Origin of the sequence: Streptomyces sp. NPDC051907 (genome assembly GCF_040681075.1) — a bacterium.
Classification (GTDB): Bacteria; Actinomycetota; Actinomycetes; order Streptomycetales; family Streptomycetaceae; genus Streptomyces.
On the sequence record NZ_JBFAYB010000007.1, the window covers coordinates 1 to 21291 of the forward strand.

General features: G+C 70.5%; 22 protein-coding genes and 2 pseudogenes. 8 read left to right on the plus strand and 16 right to left on the minus strand.

The annotated features are described in order from the left end of the window. Positions 1 to 226: 226 nt before the first annotated feature. The 6 genes and pseudogenes from AB0M39_RS06645 to AB0M39_RS06670 form a co-directional block, all read right to left on the minus strand. Positions 227 to 1096 (minus strand): alpha/beta fold hydrolase, encoded by an 870-nt coding sequence (locus AB0M39_RS06645; RefSeq protein ID WP_365360871.1) that lies wholly within the window; start codon positions 1094 to 1096, stop codon positions 227 to 229. A gap of 8 nt (positions 1097 to 1104) precedes the next feature. Further along, positions 1105 to 1854, minus strand: coding sequence for a class I SAM-dependent methyltransferase (locus tag AB0M39_RS06650; RefSeq protein WP_365361184.1), 750 nt, complete (start codon positions 1852 to 1854; stop codon positions 1105 to 1107). 12 nt (positions 1855 to 1866) lie between these two features. After that, positions 1867 to 3078, minus strand: a pseudogene (locus tag AB0M39_RS06655) (glycosyltransferase); the annotation flags it as partial. Positions 3079 to 3187: 109 nt separating this feature from the next. Then, a complete protein-coding gene (locus tag AB0M39_RS06660) occupies positions 3188 to 3970 on the minus strand; it encodes a VOC family protein (protein ID WP_365360873.1) in 783 nt (260 codons plus the stop codon). 255 nt (positions 3971 to 4225) lie between these two features. Further along, the gene (locus AB0M39_RS06665) at positions 4226 to 5233 is read right to left on the minus strand and encodes a GNAT family N-acetyltransferase (protein WP_365360875.1); all 1008 of its coding nucleotides are present in this window, start codon (positions 5231 to 5233) and stop codon (positions 4226 to 4228) included. A 32-nt stretch (positions 5234 to 5265) separates the two neighbouring features. Further along, entirely contained in the window at positions 5266 to 5514 is a 249-nt protein-coding gene (locus tag AB0M39_RS06670) for a hypothetical protein (protein WP_365360877.1), read from the minus strand. 474 nt (positions 5515 to 5988) lie between these two features. On the opposite strand from AB0M39_RS06670, the gene AB0M39_RS06675 reads away from it, so the two are divergent. Further along, on the plus strand, positions 5989 to 6936 hold the full coding sequence (locus AB0M39_RS06675; RefSeq protein WP_365360879.1) for a helix-turn-helix domain-containing protein: 948 nt from the start codon (positions 5989 to 5991) through the stop codon (positions 6934 to 6936). 50 nt (positions 6937 to 6986) lie between these two features. After that, positions 6987 to 7439 (plus strand): hypothetical protein, encoded by a 453-nt coding sequence (locus AB0M39_RS06680; protein WP_365360881.1) that lies wholly within the window; start codon positions 6987 to 6989, stop codon positions 7437 to 7439. A gap of 329 nt (positions 7440 to 7768) precedes the next feature. Here the strand turns inward: AB0M39_RS06680 and AB0M39_RS06685 are convergent, their stop codons facing one another. Continuing rightward, complete coding sequence (locus tag AB0M39_RS06685; protein WP_365360883.1) at positions 7769 to 7987, minus strand: three-helix bundle dimerization domain-containing protein; 219 nt, start codon at positions 7985 to 7987, stop codon at positions 7769 to 7771. A 283-nt stretch (positions 7988 to 8270) separates the two neighbouring features. On the opposite strand from AB0M39_RS06685, the gene AB0M39_RS06690 reads away from it, so the two are divergent. Further along, positions 8271 to 8477 carry a YozE family protein gene (locus AB0M39_RS06690; protein WP_365360885.1) on the plus strand — a complete coding sequence of 69 codons (207 nt, stop codon included), beginning with the start codon at positions 8271 to 8273 and terminating at the stop codon, positions 8475 to 8477. A 107-nt stretch (positions 8478 to 8584) separates the two neighbouring features. Here AB0M39_RS06690 and AB0M39_RS06695 read toward each other — a convergent pair whose 3' ends face one another. After that, positions 8585 to 8965 carry a helix-turn-helix domain-containing protein gene (locus AB0M39_RS06695; protein WP_365360887.1) on the minus strand — a complete coding sequence of 127 codons (381 nt, stop codon included), beginning with the start codon at positions 8963 to 8965 and terminating at the stop codon, positions 8585 to 8587. A 109-nt stretch (positions 8966 to 9074) separates the two neighbouring features. On the opposite strand from AB0M39_RS06695, the gene AB0M39_RS06700 reads away from it, so the two are divergent. Next, positions 9075 to 9482 carry a RidA family protein gene (locus tag AB0M39_RS06700; RefSeq protein ID WP_365360889.1) on the plus strand — a complete coding sequence of 136 codons (408 nt, stop codon included), beginning with the start codon at positions 9075 to 9077 and terminating at the stop codon, positions 9480 to 9482. A 164-nt stretch (positions 9483 to 9646) separates the two neighbouring features. On the opposite strand, the gene AB0M39_RS06705 is transcribed toward AB0M39_RS06700, so the two are convergent. The 4 genes from AB0M39_RS06705 to AB0M39_RS06720 all read right to left on the minus strand — a co-directional run bounded on the left by AB0M39_RS06705 (position 9647) and on the right by AB0M39_RS06720 (position 12639). Then, positions 9647 to 10252, minus strand: coding sequence for a TetR/AcrR family transcriptional regulator (locus AB0M39_RS06705; protein ID WP_365360891.1), 606 nt, complete (start codon positions 10250 to 10252; stop codon positions 9647 to 9649). Between the two features lie 254 nt (positions 10253 to 10506). Beyond that, positions 10507 to 11355 carry an NAD(P)H-binding protein gene (locus AB0M39_RS06710; RefSeq protein WP_365360893.1) on the minus strand — a complete coding sequence of 283 codons (849 nt, stop codon included), beginning with the start codon at positions 11353 to 11355 and terminating at the stop codon, positions 10507 to 10509. Continuing rightward, positions 11352 to 11777, minus strand: a complete 426-nt coding sequence (locus AB0M39_RS06715; RefSeq protein ID WP_365360895.1) for a nuclear transport factor 2 family protein — start codon at positions 11775 to 11777, stop codon at positions 11352 to 11354. The genes AB0M39_RS06710 and AB0M39_RS06715 overlap by 4 nt, the downstream gene beginning before the upstream one ends. 286 nt (positions 11778 to 12063) lie before the next feature. Continuing rightward, complete coding sequence (locus tag AB0M39_RS06720) at positions 12064 to 12639, minus strand: DinB family protein (RefSeq protein ID WP_365360897.1); 576 nt, start codon at positions 12637 to 12639, stop codon at positions 12064 to 12066. A gap of 94 nt (positions 12640 to 12733) precedes the next feature. Between AB0M39_RS06720 and AB0M39_RS06725 the strand changes: the two genes are divergently transcribed. Continuing rightward, on the plus strand, positions 12734 to 13732 hold the full coding sequence (locus AB0M39_RS06725) for a WYL domain-containing protein (RefSeq protein ID WP_365360899.1): 999 nt from the start codon (positions 12734 to 12736) through the stop codon (positions 13730 to 13732). Here the strand turns inward: AB0M39_RS06725 and AB0M39_RS06730 are convergent. Together AB0M39_RS06730 and AB0M39_RS06735 are read right to left on the minus strand one after the other, a co-directional pair. After that, entirely contained in the window at positions 13702 to 14148 is a 447-nt protein-coding gene (locus AB0M39_RS06730; protein ID WP_365360901.1) for a hypothetical protein, read from the minus strand. The two genes, AB0M39_RS06725 and AB0M39_RS06730, sit on opposite strands and share 31 nt — an antisense overlap. A 51-nt stretch (positions 14149 to 14199) precedes the next feature. Further along, positions 14200 to 14892, minus strand: coding sequence for a TetR/AcrR family transcriptional regulator C-terminal domain-containing protein (locus AB0M39_RS06735; protein ID WP_365360903.1), 693 nt, complete (start codon positions 14890 to 14892; stop codon positions 14200 to 14202). Positions 14893 to 14945: 53 nt separating this feature from the next. On the opposite strand from AB0M39_RS06735, the gene AB0M39_RS06740 reads away from it, so the two are divergent. Next, entirely contained in the window at positions 14946 to 16064 is a 1119-nt protein-coding gene (locus AB0M39_RS06740) for an NAD(P)/FAD-dependent oxidoreductase (protein ID WP_365360905.1), read from the plus strand. 355 nt (positions 16065 to 16419) lie between these two features. Beyond that, the gene (locus AB0M39_RS06745) at positions 16420 to 17820 is read left to right on the plus strand and encodes an MFS transporter (RefSeq protein WP_365360907.1); all 1401 of its coding nucleotides are present in this window, start codon (positions 16420 to 16422) and stop codon (positions 17818 to 17820) included. A gap of 100 nt (positions 17821 to 17920) precedes the next feature. Here the strand turns inward: AB0M39_RS06745 and AB0M39_RS06750 are convergent. Beyond that, positions 17921 to 18469: pseudogene (locus AB0M39_RS06750) on the minus strand (HTH domain-containing protein); the annotation flags it as partial. A gap of 332 nt (positions 18470 to 18801) precedes the next feature. Here AB0M39_RS06750 and AB0M39_RS06755 point away from each other — a divergent pair. Continuing rightward, the gene (locus AB0M39_RS06755; RefSeq protein WP_365360909.1) at positions 18802 to 20094 is read left to right on the plus strand and encodes an ion channel protein; all 1293 of its coding nucleotides are present in this window, start codon (positions 18802 to 18804) and stop codon (positions 20092 to 20094) included. A 74-nt stretch (positions 20095 to 20168) separates the two neighbouring features. Here the strand turns inward: AB0M39_RS06755 and AB0M39_RS06760 are convergent, their stop codons facing one another. Further along, entirely contained in the window at positions 20169 to 21020 is an 852-nt protein-coding gene (locus AB0M39_RS06760; protein ID WP_365360911.1) for a universal stress protein, read from the minus strand. Between the last annotated feature and the right edge of the window lie 271 nt (positions 21021 to 21291).

Genomic DNA, 21291 nt, shown 5'->3' on the forward strand with positions numbered 1-21291 from the left:
GGCGGCCCGCTGCCCGCCCCGGCGCTCCCGCCGGTGGCGCTGAAGCCGCGGGGGCGGGTGCGCTGACCTGGGGTGTTGTTCGCGCCGTGAGTCCCCAGCGCGTGCCCTCACTGTGCCCCCTCGCCGGTACTGCGAGGGGGCACAGTTCACTTGGCGATCGAGGAGGCCTGCCAGTGGAAGTCGCCCCTGCCGACAGGATTCGGGCCAGTGGCTCACGCCTTTCTGGTCACGCCTGGGCGGACGGGGACGGGAGCGTGGCGAGCTCGCCCAGGAGGCGGGCCGCCGGGGCGGGGTCGGCCAGCCACTTCAGGTGGCTGCCCTCCAGTGTGCGGACGTCGTACGGGTTGTCGGGCGTCAGCTCGTCGCCCTCGCGGATCAGCCGGTCCTGTATGGCGAGAGGCAGGCTCGTGTCGTCGGCGAGGCGGATGTAGGTCTTGGGGATGCTGCCCCAGGTCGCGGCCTGCGCCCGGTCGGCGGCGCCGCCGACGTCCAGGTTCTCGTCGGGCTGGAAGGTGTTCAGGAAGGTCAGGAACTCCTCGTCGGTCCCGTCGGCGAAGAAGGCCGCCTTGAACGCCGCGAGCGAGTCGGGGTTCGCAGTGCGGAAGTTGACGCGGAGCAGGCCGAGGTCGGCGGGGTTTCCGGCCAGCGCCGAAGCGAAGGCGGCGGGGTCGACCGTGGCCATCTCCGGCTCGGCGTAGTAGTCGTTGACGTCGAGGCGGACCGGGCACCAGGCCGAGACGTAGACGAGCCGGTCGATCAGGTCCGGGCGTGCGTTGGCCGCGGCGGTGACCGTGGCGCCGCCCCGGCTGTGGGCGACGAGGACCACGGGTCCGTTCCGCTTGGCCCGTTCGAGGATCCCGATCAGGTGCGCGGCGTTGTCGGCGAGTGTGACGCCCTTGATCGAGCCGGGCGCGCCGGCGAGACCCTCGGGGTCCTGCGGTGCCTGATAGGCGCGGGTGAAGGTCGCCTGGAACCCGTGGCCGGGCAGGTCGACGGCGACCGAACGGTGCCCGAGGAGGCCGAGTTCGGCCTGGAGAGGCGCGAAGGAGAAGGAGTTCGCGAAGGCTCCGTGAACGAGTACGAACGTCGGTTGCATCTGTGTGCTCACTTTCCCGTGGTGTCGGATGTCTGACGCAGGACCAGGCAGAGAAATCCGAAGCTGTCCCGGTATCCGTGCAGCCACTGTGAACGTGCGGCGGTGGCCGTTTCCAGTGCCTGGGCGCCTGCCGGATCGTCAGGATGGTCGAGTGCCCATGAGGCCAGCGAGCCCCAGCAGGCCCACTCGTAGGCGTCCAGCTCGCTGCGGGTGCTGACATGGCCGTGGACGGGGGTCCATCCGTCGGCGACGACGCGGTCCACCGTGGTCGCCAGGTCGGCGAGGTCGCCGAACGCCTCGACGGCCTCGCGCGAAGGGGCGCGGTCCCAGAACGACTCACCGATCAGGACGCGGCCTCCGGGGGCCAGGTGCTTGCGAGCTGCCGCGAGGGTGGGGAGAAGACCGCCGAAGGCATGCGCGGCGCCGACGCTGATCACCAGGTCGAACGGCTGCTGCGAGCCGAAGGCGGCGGCTTCCTGGTGGTGGAGGACCAGACGCTCTTCGACCCCGAGTTCGCTCGCCGTCTGTCCGGCCCGCCGCAGGGAGACCTCGGAGACGTCGACCCCCTCGGCATGCAGGTGTGGGTGTGCCTGCAGTGCGCGCAGAAGCCACTCCGCCGTGCCGCATCCGAGGTCGAGCACTCGCTCGTCGCCCCGCAGGAGGCCGTGTCCGAGCAGCAGGCTGACCGACTCGTCGTCGAGCGGAGCCTTGATCGGGTGACCGGCATGCGCGATGCCGGAGATCTCCTCACGGCTCAGAGGCGCGGTGTTCGCCGTGTCGAGGAGCAACTTCGCGGCCACGGCCGTCCCGTCGGTGCGGATCGTGCCGGCGACGGCCTTCGCCCGTGCTTCCGTCTCGGGCGCCAGGGCGGTCGTGAGGGCGGCCGACAGAGAGGCGAGGGTCGGGTTCGGACCGTCGTGAGCCGCGCCGATGCCCAACTCGGCGACCTGAGCGGCCCAGTGGGGCTGATCCACGAACTGAGGTACCACCACCTGGGGCGCGCCGGCCAGGGCGGCCGTCGTCGTCGTGCCCGCGCCGCCGTGATGGACGACCGCGGCCACCCGGCGGAACAGCGCCTGGTGGTTGACGTCGCCGACGGCGAAGCAGTCGTCCGCGTCGTCGACCAGACCCAGGTCGGCCCAGCCACGCGAGACGATGACGCGCCGGCCCTGGGCGCGAACCGCCTCGACGGTCACCCGGGCGACGTCCGTCGCGGTGCGCATGGGCATGCTGCCGAAGCCCACGAACACCGGCGGTGCCCCGGCGTCCAGGAACTGCTCCAGATCGGTCGGGAGCGGGCGTACGTCCGGCAGGATCCACGCGCCGGTCTGCACGAGGTCGAGGTCCGTCAGCTCCTGCCACGGCCCCAGAACCGGATCCGCCGCCAGCCACGGCCGGTCGCCGAAGACGTGGTCGCGGACGTTGTCCACCGGCGGCAGCCCGATCTTCGCTCGGTGGGCGTTCAGCGGCGCGAGGTACAGCGCGTTCACCTTCTGAACGTCCAGGTCCCACAGAGCCCGGTTGTCGGACGGGTCGATCGCGTCGGTCGACATCGGCGGGCCCGGTCGCGGCGACGGCGAGAAGTGCGTCGACGGCATCTCGAAGGGGTGGAAGCAGGCGTAGACGTAGCGGATTCCCAGCTTCTCGGCCACCGACCGTGCGCCGGCCGGCATCAGGCCGCTCGCGACCAGCACGTCGCATCCCTCGGCGGCCGCCGCGACCGTGTCGAAGTGCTCGGCGACCAGCTCGGCGGCGAACTCGGTGGCGAAGCCAGGCGACGGCGGCGCGCCGGTCACCAACGGGCGCACCGACCGGCCGAACGGCACGTGCTCCACGCCTATACCGGCCAGCAGCTGTGCGAACTCCTCGTCCGGAGGCGCGCACACGCGCACGTCCGCGCCGAGGTCCCGCAGCTGTGCCGCGAGTGCGGCCGGCGGCATGATGTCGCCGCGTGACCCGTAGGCCATGATCAGCACACGCATTGCGTCATTCTCGTTTCTGTGGTCGCCGACCTCGGTCGGCGTTGGTGCGGGACGGTTCCGGATCGTGCCGGAGCCGCCGGGGGGACGAGCTCGTACAGGGCGGTCGCTGTCACCGCGCCCAGGGAAGTTCGCGGTCGCCCTCGGTCCCGGGCACCGAGGCGACTCCGCCGGAGCGCATCGCGACATAGGCCTCGGCCCGCTCCGGAGCGTGGATCCGGCGGACAAGGGCCGGCGGCAGGATCACGCTCTGGCCGGCCAGGACCTTCTCGGTGCGGCCGTCACAGGTGACCTCCAAGGCGCCCGCTGTGACCGTCCAGACCTGCTCACGGCTGATGGAATGCTCCGGTCCGGTCGCGCCGGCGTCCATCGCGACCTTCCAGGTACTGAGCTCGGCGCTGCCGCGGCTGGGGGCGGCGAGGCGAGTCATGGTGGCGTTCGGGGAGACGGTGACATCGTCGGCGGAGGGAGCGACCACTCGTACGACGGCGCCTTCGCTCCTGTCCGTGCCGCTGTCCGGGACGGCCCATTCGACGAGCTGGACGACGACACCGTTGGGGTCGGTCAGCTGGAACAGGCGCTCGCCCCAGGGCTCTTCCCGCATCGGCATGGTGATGGGGGCGCCGGCGGCGCGCAGCCGCGTCTCCTCTGCGGCGAGGCCGCTGACCGTGAGCGCGACGATCAGCCCGCCTGCCTCCTGGTCCCGCTGCTCGGCGGGCAGGACCTCGGTCCCCTTCCGGAGCAGGACGATGTCGACGCCGGCGTCCTCGCGGGTCAGCGAGCAGAAGCCGTCGTCGGCCATTGCCACCTGGTAGCCGAGGTGGGCGAGGAAGAAGTCGCGGGAGGCGTCGACATCGGCGACGGTCAGGGAAACGGTGGACGCGGACACGCGCATGGCAGCTCCTCGGAGAGTGTTCGTGGTGGTGGGTGGAGGCGGAGACGTCGGCAGGATGCTCACGTTCCAGTCCTCCGCCGGCGGGCGGTGCGCGGAGAGAGTGAGGCCGCCTGAGCCTGAGACTCTCGCAGGCCGTACGGGCCGACACGTGCAGGTCCTGCGGTGTGAGCGTCGCGGGTGGCGGCAACGCCTCGGCCGGCTCGCCTGAGGCCTTCGTGCCTTCTTCGGTCCGGAAGTGAGTGCGGCCAGGGGGAGTCAGCCCGAGGGCAGGTCGAGCTGGAACTCGAGGGTGCGCCGGCAGGAGCGGAATCCCAGACGGTGGTTGACGGCCAGCATGTGGACGTTGTCCTCGGCGTTGTCCGTCTCGATCTCGACGACGTCGGGATGCTCGGCGCGCAGGCGCCGCACCATGGCGGTCTTGACCCACAACCCCAGGCCGTGACCCCGATGCGCGGGCACGACCGCCGTGTCGTACTGCTGGGCACGCGGCCCGCGGCCCTGGGGGAGCAGGACTTCGGTGTAGCCGGCCATGGTTCCGTCGTCGTGGACCGCGGCGAGGGTCAGCAGGGTGTCGCCGCGGTCGGCGATCACCTGGGCCATGGCGCGGACGCGGTCGGCGTCCCAAGCCACGCTGCCGTAGTCCAGGTCGCCGACGGGCATGTCGTTCATGGCGGTCTTGGCCGCGGCGAAGGCGTCGGCGAGCTCGTCGGGGACCGTGCCGGTCCAGCGGGCCGGCCGGTAGCCGGGGGGCGCGGTATCGGCGGTCGGCGGCAGGTCCGCGTCGGGCAGCTCGTCGAGGCGCAGCAGGAGGTGATCGAGGGTGAGCGCCCGGCTGAAGCCATGCCGTTCGCTGAAGGCTTCGCCCGGGCTGTCGGCCGCGGCTGCGGCGATGAGGCTGCGCCGGTTCTCGGCGTGGCAGGCTGCCACGACCTCCGACAGCAGGAAGGAGCCGATTCCCCGGCGGCGGTGGGCAGGGTCGACGTGCAGTTCCAGTTCGGACAGGTGCTCCTGACCCGGGTCGGTGAACACGCGCAGGCCGGCGACTCCGACGGGGCTTCCGTCCGCCCCCGTGGCCAGCCAGTTCAGCCGGCGGCTGCCCAGAGCGGTCTGGGTGATCTGGGCGTGGACCTGTCCGGGTTCCGGGGCCGGTACGGAGGGCAGGTCATGGGCCATTGAGGCCGCGACGACCCGATGCCATCCGGCGGACTCGGCGGCCGAGACGTGCCGGAGCGGTACGAGATGCACGGAGGCAGATGCAGACAAAATCAAACTCTCATGGTCGAGTCGGTCCTGCTTCAGAGGATGGCGAGGTCGTGCTCGCGCGGCCGCAAGGGCCGGCGAAGGGGGGCGGCTGCCGTGGTCGCGTCAGCGCGTGGCGCCGGGACCCATCGGTCGAGAGCGGCGTGCTCCGCGATCCATCGGGCGGTGCAGTCGGCGTACGCGGCTGCGGGCAGCCGGGCGAGGCGCCTCTCGGCCGTCGGATCGTCGACACCGTCCAGCAGCCACGGCGGCAGCAGCGGCGCTACGCGAACTATCCGCTGCATGACAACCCATCAACTCATAAGACGAATCGGCCCGAAACCCACAGCACACCTCGCACACGCACCCACCCCATGCCTGGTTCATCCCCTCCACAGCAGACGAGACCAGGCGCAACCCATCACGCGAGCAGGAAGCCTGCCCGCTCATCCCGACGGCGCCGTCACGTTGCTTCGACGCTTGATTAGACATCGCGTGGCTGCGGTCGCAGTGTGCATGCTGTGCGGAGTGCCTTCGCAATTCGTGCAGACTGCCTGACCACGACGCATCGATCCGGCTGCTGAACGGCCGGGCGCCAACTCACACGCACGGCACTCCGGCGGCCTGGATGGCGTAGCAGCCGCATCAGCGACGTGCGAGGGCTCCTTTTGAGCCGCGAAGCCAGATTCGGATCATGAGATGATCTGGCCAGTTGGCCTGTTTTGGCATCACGTGTACGCGGGGGTTCTGTGGGTTCGTCGAGGGCGTCGGCTTCAGTCGTGCCGCCAACGGACAGGTTCGAATGGTTCCTCGAAACCGTCTCCAACGAGGTCATGCCCCTGTCGCTGAGCAGTGACCGAAGGGACGACTTCCACGCAGACATCCAAGACATACTCCTGGGCCCCGTGGCGTTGTCGGCGTTCGAGTTCTCCCCGATGCGGGCGTGGCGGTCCGCGAGACACATCCGACAAGGCGATCCCGAGGGCTACCAACTCGTACTGGTGACCCAGGGCAGCTTCCGGGTCTCCCAGGAGGGCCGGGAAGCGCTGGTGGCGGGTGACTTCGTACTGTCCGACACTTCCAGCCCCATGCTGACCGAGTGTCTCTCCGCCGGCGACCCGATTCACGCCCTGACGCTGCAGATACCGCGGTCCGCCCTGCCGCTGTCCCCTCGCAGGCTTGAGCCGCTCCTGGTGCAACGCCTCCCTGCCCACAAGGGAGCGACCGCGATCCTCGCGGGGTTTCTGCGCACCCTCCACGCCCAAGGAGCGCACTGCGGAGCGGAGGCACTGCTCTCCATGGGGTCCGCCACCATCGACCTGGTCACCGCGTGCCTTGCCCAACATCTGCATTCCCTGGACGAGGCGCCGGTCGAGGCGCGATCCCAGTTGATGCTGCAGCGGATCCTGCGTTTCATCGAGCACAACCTCGGCGACCCCGACCTCTCGCCTCGCACGATCGCCGAACGGCACAACATCTCTCTACGCACCCTCTACACACTCTTCGACGGCGAGCCCGCCAGCATCGCGGGAGTCATCCGACGCCGACGCCTCGAACGCTGCCACACCGACCTCGCCCGCCCGGAAATGGACCACCGAAGCGTCCAGGCGATCTCAGCCCGCTGGGGCTTCACCAACCCCGCTACCTTCAGCCGTACGTTCCGCGACACCTACGGAACCACTCCCACCGAACACCGCGCCCACGCACGACAGCACCGCAGCACCTGACGCCAATGCCTCCGTCGGACCGCCGACTTGGGGTGGGTACGGTAGGGGCCATGAACAGATGGACACGAGGTGCGGCGGGGGCCGCCCTGGGAGCGATGCTTCTCCTGACGGGCTGTGAGACCTCGGACGACTCGGCGAAGCAGCAGAACGCGAATCCGCAGAACCCGAAGGAACAGGCCGCGAAGCCGGGCGACACCGACCTGGCCATGGTCGTCGGTGAGTGGAAGGAGACCGGCGACGGGGGCAACCCCTGGACGCTGCGGATCTCCGAGGACGGGAAGCTCTGGACCAGCGACGGGAGCGACACCTGCGAGGGCAGCGTGCAGGCCGTGCAGTCGGAGGCGGACAAGACCTGGCGCCACTTCCTCGTGCAGGCGCACTGCGGCTGGGCCGGCAAGCAGACGGCCCCGCTGCGTCTGGGCGAGGTGGACGGCGAGGAGCGGCTGATCCTCACCAACGACTCGGGCCAGGGCTCGGAGGAGACCTACAAGCGGGTCGGCTGACCGCACAGCGGCAAGGGGCCTACCGGACGACGTCGAGACCTGCTTCTGGACGCCGTTCGCGTAGGTCTCGTGCACGACCGTCGGTGGCGGTGGACCGCGAGACCGTGATCCGCTGCTGGTAGGTCTCATGCACCCGTCTGGACGACGAGGCGCCACCCGCCGGGTACGGTTCGTACGTCCCACCGAGTGGTTCAAGCTGAACGAGCGCGGCTTGAAACCGAGGTCTTGGCACCCACGCTTGCTCGCCAGGACCGGACGTGCCCCGGCGCGGTCGGCCTCGCAGTCCTCCGCCTGGCGTCGTCGCGCTGAGGGCAGTGACACGTCGAGGGTCAGCTATGGCGCTCCGCCTGCTCGTCGGGGGGCAGCAGATCCTTGGCTCTGCGCTCCATCAGGACCGGCAGGTAGGTGCGCACACGCGCGTACCTGAGCTCTTCGTACGCCGTCTGTACTGAGCTTTGCACCAGTCCGGCTTCCAGCTGAGGATGCGTCTTGATCAGCCGCTCGGCGACATGGCGGATGGTCAGGGCATCCTCTGATTCCGTCGTCATGCGCCTCAGTCCTCCTCGAGGGATCGCCTCTCCTCAGTCTCGCTGTGCGGTCTTCAGCCGGGAAGTCGATCTTTCGCCGCTGTCGGCGGCGGGCTGGCGGCGCCCACCGGCTGGAACCTGCTGCAGCCTTGCCGGCGATCAGTGGTTGCGCAGTAGCGTCGGCAGCGGCCGGCTTCGAGTCATCCCCGCCAACTGGGTGAGACGATCGCCGGCTGTCGGCGCTCGGTTGCCCGGTGGCGTGAGCCGAGGCCGTTGGCTTCGGAGTCGGAGAAGGAATGGACCGATGGACGGGTTCACGGCGTGGCTGGTGCGGCACGTGACCGATCAGGGCGCCATCGGTGAGCTCGCCAGGATGGCCGCCGCCGATCCGGACTGGCCCGAAGGCCCGGACCGGCTGCATACCTTCACCGACCACTTGGAGAGCGGCGGCGCCACCCAGGCGGGACTGCAGAGCCTCACGGACGCCTGGATCCGCTACGCCTCCCGCTGAGAGGCTTCAGCTGCGCCCGTATCCGCGTGATCTCCGCCTTGTCGCCCCCGCCCGCGCCCGAGCCAGCCAGGCCCGGCCGTTGCCTTCGCGTGCGAGTGCTTCTCCCGTCAGGCGTCGAAGCGGTGGCGGGAGGCCTCGATGTGGCCGAGGTAGCGGTGGGTCCAGTCGCACAGTCCGTCGATCGTCACCCGCAGGGCCTGGCCCGGCTCGGTGAGGGTGTACTCGACCCGCGGCGGAACGACGGGGTGCACCGTCCGCTCGAGGAGGCCGTAGCGCTCCAGCATGCGCAGGTTCTGGGTGAGCATCTTGTGGCTGATGCCCTCGATCTCGTCGCGCAGCTCGCTGAATCGCAGAGTGCGGTCCCCCAAGGCCTCGATGATCAGGAGCGCCCACTTGTTGGCGACGTCCGAGAAGATCTCCCGCCCCAGGGAGTCCGCGCGCCTCACGTCAGCCTCGTCGCGCGAGCCGCTGGCCTGCTTGGTCACCATCAGGTTCCCCAGTCACTGAAAAGTGCGTTCTTCCATGTCACCGGCCACTCTCCTACGGTTTCCCAGTAACCACAAGAGAGTGGTTCGCGGAGCAATGGAGGCAGACAGCATGGCCATCACCCTGGTGAACCCCAATGGATTGCCGGAGACCGACGTCTACCATCAGGTGTCGATCGCGACGGGATCGAAGCTGGTCTTCCTCGCAGGGCAAGTCGCCTGGGGCCCCGACGGCGTCATGGTCGGCGAAGGCGACCTCGCCGCTCAGGTCGAGCAGTGCTACGTCAACATCGGCACCGCCCTGGCCGCGGTCGGCGCCTCCTTCGACGACGTGGCGAAACTGACGGTCTACGTAGTCGACTGGACCCCCGACAAGATGCCCCTGCTGATGGAGGGGGTCGGTCGGGCGGCCGCGAAGCTGGGCGCCGCGCCGGTCCCGCCGGCCACGCTGCTGGGCGTCGCGGCGCTGGACGTCCCCGAGCACCTGGTGGAGATCGAAGCCACCGCCGTCCTCGACTGAACCGGCGGGCCTTGGCCGCGCTGATCTGTTCGGTGCGCGATGCGGCGGGCACGGCGTCGACGCCGCGGGCCCGCCGCGGTCCGGACTGCCCAGGTGGTGGCGAAACGGAGGGTCGGCCCTGGGCGCCGATGGCGGCTCGGGGGGCGCGAAGGACCGCCCGCTCCTCATGCCTCCTTGCGCGTGTCGAACGGATCGGAGGTGCTGCCGAGGACGTTGTCGATATGGGCGGCGAGCGAAGACCGCAGGGCTTCGGGTGTCATCCTCTGGTCGTCGACGAGGTACGCGACGAGGTCGGCGCGGATGGCGGCCAGCAGTGCGTGGGCGGTGAAGTCTGGGGCGTGGACGCCGGGCACTTGATCGAGTGCTGTGCGCAGGATGTCGTGCCACCAGCCGTAGTGCTCGGCCTGGTAGGGGCTGCTGAGTCCGGCGTCCTCCGCGGCCGACATCAGGTTCCGGTTCTCGATCTTGAAGCGCAGCGAGGCGTCGAGGAGGTCCAGCACCCGCTGTCGCGGCGAGGACGCGGCAGCGTCCTGGGCCTCGTGCGCGGCCTGCTGGAGGGGTTCGAGGCGGGAGGCGATCACGGCGCCGATCAGCCCGGCGCGGTCGCCGAAGCGGCGGAAGAGGGTGCCCTTGCCCACGCCCGCCGCTGCGGCGATCTCGTCCATCGACACACTCTGCGGGCTGCTGCTGGCGGCGAAGAGGGCGTCGGCCGCAGCGAGCACGGCTTCTCGATTGCGCAGGGCGTCCGCGCGTTCCGCACGCTGGGCCACGGGTCCTCCTCGATCTTCGGCCTGTCCCGGCCCTCGGGAATGATATGCGGTGGGTTCGCCTGAGCGGCGGCTCGCGCCTGCTGCGCTTCGCGTACGCAGGGAGGCCGGGCGGTCTGCGTGGAAGCGGGTCAGATCGTGCCGTCGAGCCAGCCGAAGACACGCGCTTCCGCGCGGGGTGCGAGGCAGCCGCCGTAGGCTGCGAGGCCGCGATTGCGCAGGGCCCTCGAACCAGGACGACGGATCGTCCTGGAACATCAGATGCTTCGTGCCACCTCGCGTTCGACGAAGGCGCGGAACGTGCCCGGGGCGCGGCCGGTCAGGCGGTAGACGGTGTCCGAGGTGCGGTCCTCGGCCCCTTCGGCGATGGCGCGGTCCATGCCGGCCAGCATGGTGGCGAACTCCAGCGGTATCTCGGCGGCCCAGCGGTCGCGCAGCTGCTCGAAGGTCAGCTGCCGGTGCACCACGGGCCGCCCGGTGGCCTCGGTGATGACCGCGGCGACGTCGGCGTAGCTCAGCGTCTGCGGCCCGGTCAGGATCAGGTCGGTGTTGGGGGCCTGATCGTCGGTCAGAGCGCGTACGGCGACGGCGGCGATGTCATCGGCGTCGACGAACCCGACGCGGCCCTCTCCCGAGGCCGACATGATGACGCCCTCGTCGCGGATGCTGCGCCCGTGGGGAGTGGAGTCGGCGAAGTTCTGCATGAACCAGGAGGGCCGCAGCACCGCCCACTGGGCGAACAGGCCGGGCAGGGCCTGATGGACCTGTCCCACCGCCGGCCCGCCCGCCGGGATCGCGGACGAGCTGAGCAGCACCGCGCGGTGCACGCCTGCCGTGCGTGCCCGGCGGAGGAAGGGCAGCATGACCGCGGCCGGGTCACAGGAGCCGATGGGCGGGACGAGGTAGGCGCGGTCGACGCCGTCGAGGGCCTCGTCCCAGGTCGCGGGCTCGTTCCAGTCGAAGCGGACGGCCTGCGCGCCGTCCACCGGGGTGGCGCTTCGGCCGGCGGCCTTGACGCGGTGGCCCTCGGCGATCAGCCCGGCGGCGACGCGGCGGCCGGTGGTGCCGGTGGCACCGATGACCAAGGTGGTGTTGAGGTCGTTCATCGGTTCGTTCCTACGAAGTCGGCGCCGGGCTGGGAAACGGCGAGGGGGTTCCAGTAGTCGCGGTAGGAGGTGATGAGCCCGGCCTTGACCGTGACCACGGCGATGTAGGTCATGTCGAAGGGGGTGTCGGTTTCCACCAGGCGGCCGACCCCGCGCATCTCGACCACGATCGTCTCGGGGGCGGTGGTCTGGTGGATCGTCACATCGGGGAAGTCATGGATGTCGACGTGGTCGGGGTAGTGGCGCATATAGTCGCCCACCGCGGTCCTGCCCTCCAGTCGCGCGGGCCAGCCCTCGGGCGCGAAGGGGAACTCCAGGACGCCGTCCTCGTCCCACAGGTCCACCCAGGCGGCGATGTCCTTCTCCACCAGCAGCCGCAGACCGTGGCGGTACAGCTCCGCGGCTGTCATGGGGATTGTCATGATCAAGGTTTCCGTTCTCCTCGAAGACACAGTCGTCCCTGCCCGTCGCCCGCGGCCGCTCTCCACGGAAGTGCGAATTCCCGTATGGACGGTTCCTTCTGGCGGGGCGCAAGGGCCAAAGCGGACCGATGGTCCGCATGGATGGAAGTATGCGGACCGCCGGTCCGATTTGCAAGCCCCTTCTCGGTTGGCGCCCGATGGCCAGGCCGGACGGAGCCGGGCGCGGCCTGCGCCCGGCCGCGCCGCGTTGGACGCGCGGCGCGGATACAGGACGGCGGCCCGCAGGTCAGCTCGACTTCTGCCCGTCGAGCGTCTCCCGCAGGATGTCCGCCTGCCCGGCGTGCTGGGCGGTCTCTGCGATGAGGTGCGTCAGCACCCGGCGTACGCTGCGCACCGCCCCCGGCTCGTTCCACGGCGCCTCCGGCAGCGGGTGGCCGGCCGACAGGTCGGGTACGGCGGAGATGATTTCCGTGGTCCGGTGGGCGACCTGCTCGTAGCGCTGAAGGATGCCGGTCAGCGTCTCGCCGGGCAGCAACTCGAAGCCGTTCTGATGGTCGATCGCCCACTGCGGAAACTCGCGGACGGCGCCCGCAGCGAAGTCTTCCCAGGTCACCCCTTCGGGCAGGTCGTAGCGCATTGCTGACGGTCCCTCGGCCACGAAGCGCATCCATGCGTCCTCCATGGACGCGACATGCTTGACCAGACCGCCCAGGCACAGCGCACTGACCGTCGGGCGCTCGCCCGCCTGCTCGTCGCTGAGCCCGCGCACGGTGGTGAGCAGGGCGGATCGCGCGGCCCCGAGCTGGTCGAGCAGCTCGGCCCGCTCGGCGTCGAGGGTCGGGGAATTCGCGCTGGCAGTCATCGTCTTCAGGTCCTTCCGGTTGTTCTCGGATACAGGACGACGATCGCAGGGGAAGCGGCCAGGGTGTGTCCGCTTCTCGGGGCACTATGGAGGCATGCCGAAGACCTCAGCGCGACTGCTGTCACTGCTCTCGCTGCTCCAGGCACGCCGCGACTGGCCGGGCGCGCTCCTGGCCGAGCGCCTCGACATCAGCCCGCGCACCGTGCGCCGAGATGTCGACCGGCTGCGGGAGCTCGGCTATCCCATCGTGGCCTTCAAGGGACCCGACGGTGGGTACCGGCTCGACGCCGGTACGGAGCTGCCCCCGCTGCTGTTCGACGACGAGCAGGCGGTTGCCCTCGCGATCGCACTCCAGATCGCCGCCACCACCGGCGCCGGCATCGAGGAAGCCGCGGTGCGGGCGCTGACCACCGTCCGGCAGGTCATGCCCGCACGGCTGCGCCGCCGGATCGACGTCCTCCAGGTCACCGCTGTCGAGCGGCCCGCACCACGACCGGACCCACAGGTTGAGAGCGGCGTGCTCATGACGCTCAGCGCCGCTGTCCACGCCCGCGAAGTGCTGCGCTTCGACTACGCCCCCGCGTCCCCATCAGGAGCCGACGGCCAAGACCCCGCCGCAACTCCACCCCGCCGGGTGCAGCCCCACCACCTCGTCACCTGGGGCGGGCGCTGGTACCTCCTCGCCTGGGACCTCGACCGTGAGGACTGGCGCACCTTCCGCGCCGACCGGATCACCCCGCGCACCCCCACGGGGCCCCGCTTCACCCCGCGCGAGCTGCCCGGAGGCGATGTGGCCGCCTTCGTGGCCGGCAGGTTCCGGGGCTCCGACGCCTCCGACGGCTGGCCCTGCCGCGGCGAGGTGATTCTCCACCTGCCCGCCGCCGCCGTCTCCCGCCACACCCGCGACGGGATCGTCGAGGAACTCGGCCCCAACCGCTGCCGGCTCGTCCTGGGCTCCTGGTCATGGCCCGCCCTTGCCGCCGCCATCGGCCGCTTCGACGCCGACATCGAGGTCGTCGGCCCACCCGAGCTCACGGACGCCTTCGCATACCTGGCCCGCCGCTACGCCAAGGCCGCAACCGCCACGCCGTGATCGAACTCCGCTCGCACGGTGAGAAATTCGTGGGGCGCGACGGTCGATTCGTCGAACGGCCGGTACCTCTCCCACCGCGCCTCGTCGACGAGGGGCTCCAGGAACGCCTCGTGTTCGCCGGGCGCCGCGACCGGCGGGGCGGTCGTTGTGACGGAGGTGTGCTGGTCCGCGGTGGTGGCCGTGGGCTTCCCTGCGCGGAGCTGACAGACGGACTTTTCGAGTTCGGTGAGAGGGGAGGGGCCAGGCCGGACCGCGACGCTGTGCAGACGCTGGAACTCCGCGATGGCCGCGGCCTCTTCGTCGTAGCGCGCGACGATATGGCGGAGATGGTTCTCGCCGTGGAGGTGTACGTGCCGCTGGACGCCGGTGGTGTAGGAACCGACGGCGACGCGGACCGGGTGGTCGCAAGCCCGCACGGCCCGTGGACACCGCCCCCGACCTCGCTCACATTCGGCAGGGGCTGAGCATCACGCCGGCGGCAGGGTGAGTTTGGCGGCCACGGCGTCGAGGAACCAGTCCAGGCCGGTTGCGAAGGATGTCTCGGCGTCCACGTCCGTGCCGTCGTACACGGCTTTGGCCAGCGCCGGGAAGCGGCCGCTGGCCAGTATTCTCGTCATATGCGGGCCGTGGGCGCGCTGCCATTCGTGCTTGGACAGGCCCGTGGCGTGCTCGGCCCGCAGGTTCGCGATCTCGCGCCTGATCGCGCCGATGAAGTAGGCGCTGACAGTCTCCACGGCGCGCATGACGGTGTCGGCATCGGCGAGGTCGTCGAAGGAGGCCAGCGTGGCCTCGGTCACGGCGAGGCCGTTCGGACCCAGGGTCGGACGACCGCCGAGAAGGTCGGCCAGCCATTCGTGACGGAGAGCGGCCTGCCTGGTGCGATGGGCGAGGATGCGCAGGGCCTCCCGCCAGTCGCCGGGCTGTTCCTCGGGGAGGATCTCGGCCTGGACCTCGTCCACCATGAGGTCGAACAGCTCCTCCTTGGTGGAGATATATCTGTACAGCCGCATCGGGCCGGCGTCCAGGCGGGCGGCCACCTTGCGCAAGGACACCGCCCCCAGCCCGCCCTCGTCGGCCAGCGCGATAGCAGCGGCGACGATCCGCTCCCGGTCGAGCGGCACGGGTTGAGTCGGCGGCTCCGGCCGGTCCCACACAGTCATATGCCCACCGTACCGTTGCGATGCATCGTCATGAAGAAATACAGTGTATCGACATGAGACACCGCATCGCAGTGGTCGGGAGCGGTCCTGCCGGCCTTGCCTTCGCCCGCGTCCTGCACCGCCATGATCACCTCGTGACCGTCCTCGAACGCGATCCCGCCCCCGACGCCCGCCCCCCGGGCGGCACGCTGGACCTGCACGAGGGGATGGGTCAGCTCGCACTGGACAAGGCGGGGCTGCTGGCGGAGTTCCAGAAGCTGTCCCGTCCCGAGGGGCAGGCCATGCGCATCCTGGACACGGACGGGACCGTCCTGCGTGACTGGCGACCCCGTCCAGATGACCGGCCCAATCCCGAGATCGACCGCAGGCAACTCCGTGACCTGCTGCTCGGCCCTCTCGACGTCCAGTGGGGTCGGGGCGTGACGCAAATTGCGCCGGGGACCCGGGATGGTGTGCTGGTCGATTTCGCGGACGGGCGACAGGAGACGTTCGACCTCGTGGTCGGCGCGGACGGCGCCTGGTCCCGGGTCCGCCCGGCAGTCTCGTCGGTGACGCCGCACTACACCGGCGTCACTTTGGTCGAGACCTCCCTGGACGACGTCGACACCCGTCACCCTGACCTCGCCCGGTTGATCGGCGACGGCTCCGTGGCTGTGTACGGCGTGAACCGAGCTCTCGTCGCCCAGCGCAACAGCGGCGGCCACGTCAAGGTGTACGCCCAGTTCCGCGCGCCGCTGGACTGGCACACGAGCCTGGACCTGGCCGACGTCGAGGCCGTGCGGTCGAGCCTGCTGGCGCTGTTCGACGGCTGGGCCGCTCCCGTCCTCGACCTCCTCCGCCATGGCGCCGCTTTCGTCCACCGCCCCCTCTACGTCCTGCCCGTGGCCCACACTTGGACCCACGTCCCCGGGGTGACGCTACTGGGCGACGCCGCCCATCTGATGCCCCCACTGGGAGCGGGCGCGAACCTCGCGATGCTGGAAGGCGCCGAACTCGCCGAGTCCATCGCCACCAGCCCTGGAGATCTGGACGAGACCGTCCGTGCCTTCGAGGAACAGATGTGGGCAAGGGCCGGCAGGTGGGCGAAGATCACGACGGCCGGTCTGGAACGCCTTGTGAGCCCGGACCCCGCCGAAGCCCTCGCCCTCTTCGACCAAGTCCAGCCATCCTGACTGCCCGCGTATTCGACCTTCTGAGGGTGACGTAGCGTCACCCGTCGTTTCACTTCCGGGGAACCTATCCCGAACGGCAGGCTGCTGCTTCAGCACTCCGGGGTGGCCCGTCCACACCGTGGGACCGGCCGCCAGCCTGAAGTAGGAGGGGAAGAAGGATGGTTGATCCGTCGACCACGACACCAAATGCGTGGCGTCCAGCCGCGAACGCCCCGGTGTCGCGGTGCCCGATCGCGCGGTGCTGCACCACCTGGCCGGGCCTTCGCACACGCCGGGGACGGGCGCCGGGCGCACGCCGGGCGCCGTGCGTCGGGCGGTGACACGATGGCGGGAGAGACCGAAGGCGGGCGGTGGTATGAGCGCATCCGCACAGGCGCATCCGGGCAGGGGGCTCTTCTCCCGCCGCGACCGGGCCGTGATCGCGGCCGCCGCCATCTCCATGCTGCTGGTGCAGATGGACTGGTTCGCCCTCAACCTCATGCTCCCTGTCATCGCCCGCGACTTCGGCACCCCCACCACCGACCTCCAGTGGCTGGTCAGCGGCTACATGCTCGCCCTCGGCGCCCTCATGATCACCGGTGGCCGAGCCGCCGACCTGCTCGGCCGGCGGCGCGTCCTCGTCTCCGGGCTGCTCGGCTTCGCCGCCGTGTCCGTCGTCTGCTCCGCCGCCCAGAACACCACGTGGCTCACCGTCGGCCGGGTCGTCCAGGGAGGCACGGCCGCCCTGATCTTCCCCGTCTCCGTCGCGGTGGTCACGGCCTACTTTCGCGACGCCCGCCAGGGCCGTGCCGTCGCCACCGTCCTCGCCTTCAGCGCCATCGGCACCGCCCTCGGCCCCTTCATCGGCGGCGCCTTCGCCGAACATGTCAGCTGGCGCGCGGTGTTCCTGCTGAACGTGCCCCTCTGCGTCGCCGCCGCCGTACTCATGCTGCGCTACGTCCCCGAGACCCGGGACGAGGCGGCCGCCCGGGGCCTGGACGTCCCCGGGGTCATCGTGCTCGCGGCTGGGCTGAGCGCGATCATGATCGGTGTGGACCAGGGCGGGCACTGGGGCTGGAGCTCGCCCGCCACCCTGGCCTGTCTCGTCGGCGGGGCCGCGGTCCTGGCCGCGTTCGTACGACTGGAGAGGCGGACCGCCGAACCGCTCCTCGACCTCGCGCTGCTGCACAACCGCCCGTTCGTCGTCATCACGCTGGCCGGCTCGCTGTCCAACATCGTCTACTGCCTGGTCGCGGTGCTGTCCGCGCTCTACCTCCAGCAGGCCCGCGGGCTCTCCCCGCTCGACTCCGGACTGGTCTTCCTGTCCCTGTCCGTAGGAGCCGGGGCCGCCAGCTACTGGTCGGGGCGCCTCGCACAACACGCGCGCCCCGAATCCCTGATGGCCGCCGGGATGCTGCTCTGCGGCGTCAGCCTGCTCGCCCTCACCTGGGCCACCTCGCTCGTCCTCTACACCGCGATCTTCGCGGTGGTCGGGGTCGGTGTAGGCCTCGGCTGGGCACTGACCAACGTGGCCACCCAGTCCTATGTGCCCGCGAACCGGCTCGCCGCCGCCTCAGGCCTCGTCCTGACCTCGCTGGTGCTGTTCGGAGCCGTGGCGGTGGCCGTGGCCTCCACCGCTCTGGAAGTGATCAGCGGCTCCGCAGGCAGCGCGGCCTCGGACGGCCCCGCCATCGAGGCCGTCCTTCGCGCCGCCGCCCTGCTCTCGGTGCTCGGGGCGGCCGCACTGGCGGCGCTCGTGCACCGGGTCAGGGCCTGACGCGGCGGGCCTCAGTCCGCACAGTTGTTGCGCGCGAGGTCGCCCGGCGGCCCGCAGCCGCCGGTCTCGATCCCGTCCGTCTCCGCCCGCCAGGAGCGCACCAGACGCCCGCCTTGAGGACCAGGCCGTAGGGGTCGAGCTCGCGCTCGACCTCCTGCGGCTCGGCCCAGCGGCGGTAGCGCACGCGGATCCGCCGCTGGTTCCACACTGCACCGGCGAGCGCCACGAGAGCGGGCGGGGAGTCCTGTTCCCGGTACCAGCCGAGAGCGTCGAGGTGGAACCGCTCGCGGATGCGGCCTGCCCGGTCCCGCAGCGGCGCCGGCAGCGCCGCGGTCAGTTTCAGCTGCGCCGCCGTCAGCACCTCTCCCAGCCCCAAGTCGTCCGCAGCGCCCGGCAGTCCGGCCAGCGACAGAGACTCGGCCTCGTCGGCATGCAGCCCGGTGAGCCGGGTCCGGTAGCCGCCGAGCAGCTGGTAACCGCCGCCGTGCCCGCCGTCCCCGTAGACCGGAATGCCCGCGGCGCTCAGCGAGTCGACGTCCCGATAGACGGTCCGCACCGAGACGCCCAGCTCCTCAGCGAGCTCACCAGCCGTCAGCCTGCCCCGGTTCTGCAGCAGGAGGACGAGAGAGAGAAGCCGGGCCGCGCGCATGAACCAATCATTCCAGGCCAGGGTCGCGTTCGGGCGCCTGAGACCGCCGCCTTGGACGCCGAGGACCTTGGACTGCTCAACGTCCACCTGGAGAACGACCAGAGCCGTGAACGACCGGGTACGTCACACTCTGGATTCTCATCAACGGCCTCCCGCCGTGATCCCCCAGCGCGTGCCCTCACTGTGCCCCTCGCCGGTACTGCGAGGGGGCACAGTTGTGCCTGACGTGGGCCGGCGTCTTCGGCGGTCGGCGCTGGTGTTGCTCCCCGGAAGGGGATGCGAAACGTCCCGATTAAGGGTTTACGAGACATTTGCGCGCATAGGGTGTTCCGGTGGCCACTGATACCCCGTCATCCGCGCCTCCGCCCTCCGCTCCCGGCACCCCGCTCAGTCTCCTGCTGCCGCAGATCCTGCCCGCGCTCGTGGTCGGAGTGGTGTCGGGCCTGCTCTACATCGGGATCAGCAAGCTGTCCGAGCAGCTCAAGGACGTGGTGTGGGACACCCTCCCGGACGCCTTGGGCATCGGCGGCTACTCCTCGCTCTGGATGATCGTCGTGCTGACGTCGACCGGTGTCGCGGTGGGGCTGGTCGTCTGGAAGGTTCCAGGGCATGCGGGCCCCGACCCGGCCTCCACCGGGCTCGAAGGCACTCCGCTGGCCCCGTCGGTCGTCCCCGGTCTGCTGGTGGCGAGCACGCTCGCGCTGGCAGGCGGGGTCAGCCTCGGACCGGAGAACCCGATCATCGCGGCCAACATCGCGCTCCTCTACTGGCTCGGCCGCAAGGTGGCCCCTGCCGCGCCCGGCGCGCTGTGGGTCGTGCTCGCCACCTCCGCCACCATCGGCGCCCTCTTCGGCACCCCGGTGGCCGCGGCCCTGGTCGTCTCCGAGGCCCTCACCCACCAGCCGGCCGGCCGAGGCTCGCTGTGGGACCGGCTCTTCGCGCCGCTGGTCGCCGCCGGGGCCGGGGCGATGGTCACCTCGCTGCTCTCGGACTTCACCTTCGACCTGTCGCTGCCCCCGGTGACCGACCCCGGATGGGGCGACCTGCTCGCGGCGATGGTCGTGGCCACCGCCGCGGCCCTGTTCGGCCTCGTCTCCTGCTACTGCTTCCCCTACGTCCACAGCGCCTTCCGGCGGCTGCGCCACCCGATGCTGATGCTGCCCCTCGGCGGCCTGATCCTCGGTCTCCTCGGCGTGCTCGGCGGGCCTCTGACGCTCTTCAAGGGCCTGGAGCAGATCAAGGAACTCACCTCGAACCTCGGCGGCTGGTCCTCCGGCGACCTGGCGAAGATGGCCGCCGTCAAGGTCGCCGCCCTGCTGATCGCCGCATCCTGCGGCTTCCGGGGCGGCAGGATCTTCCCCGCCGTGTTCGTCGGCGTCGCCTTCGGTCTGCTCGCCCAGGCGCTCGTGCCGGAGATCCCCCCGGCCGTCGCCGTCTCCTCCGGCGTGCTCGGCGTGCTGCTCGCGACCACCCGGCTGGGTTGGGTGAGCCTCTTCACCGCCGCCGTCCTGGCCCCCCAGCCCTCGATGTTCGCTCTGCTCTGTATTGCTTCCCTGCCGGCTTGGCTGGTCGTCACCGGCCGTCCCCAGCTCCAGCTGGACGAGTCTGGCGCTTCCCAGCACTGAACGGGTGGACCGCGCCCGCGTCGAGTCTGCCTGCCCGCGATCCCTCGGGTGTGGCGGACCCGGGCCCTCGTCCGTCAGCTGTGCGGTACGACGGCCACCGGGCAGGAAGCGTGGTGAATGAGGGCGTGAGCGACCGAGCCGATGTGGGAGCCCTTGGCCGCCCTGCGTCGGCCGACGACCACGAGACCCGCGTCGTGTGCGGCTTCGACGAGGTGCTCGGCTGCCCGCCCCGGAGCGGATACTTCGGACACTTCCACAGCCGGGAACCTGTCGCGGAAGGGGCGCACCGCGGCCGAGAGGGCCGAGGCCATGTCGGCGCTCTCGGCCTCTTTGTGGCGTTGAGCGAACGAGGCGTGCCACGTGTGCACGACCTCCAACAGCACGCCATGCCGCCCGGCGAAGTCGAAGGCGAATTCCAGGAGCTCGCCTTTCACCTCGGTCACGTCGAGACCCAGGACCACTTTCCTCTTGCCGCTCTCAGCGGTGGCTCCGGACTCGTTCTCCGCACTTCCAGGACGTACAAGAACCACTGGACGCTTCGAGTCCGCGACAACCTCCTGGCCCACGGAACCCACGATGAATCCGCGGACACTGCCAAGCCCATGAGAGCCCACGACCAGCAGTTCCGCCTCCGCCGCGGCAGCCAACAGCACGTTGTTGGGGGCATCCTCGATCTCATCGGCGGTCATCGCGAGGTCTGGCTGCCGGTCCCGTACACGCCGCTCGGTCTCAGCGAGTACGCCCTCCGCCTGGTCGGCGCGATCCTCGTGCGACACCTTCATGGCCGCCAACTGGTGCTGCGCCCACAGCGTGGCGTACACCAGATGCAGACCGGTGCCGCGCAGCGCCGCCTCGTCGGCGGCCCAGTCCAATGCCGCCACACTTCCCTCGGAGCCGTCCACTCCCACGGTGATAGGTCGTGACATGCCGCTCTCCTCGCTTCGGGGCTGTCGTCAACGGGCCATCACATGGGCCGGCCATGAGCACCCACGCCCGAGACACCTGGTCACGAAGCTACCGAGTCGCTGAAATGCTGTGGTGCACCGTGTTCGGTGGCGCTACCGAAGTGCCCCATCTGGCCGACGACACTGAGACGGCGGCGGGGCTGTCGTCGGTCTGTCGTCGGTCTGTCGTCGTCCTGGGGTCCGGCAAGAGCGTCGGCTCACGTCCCGTCCCTGTTCGGTGCGCCGTCCGGGT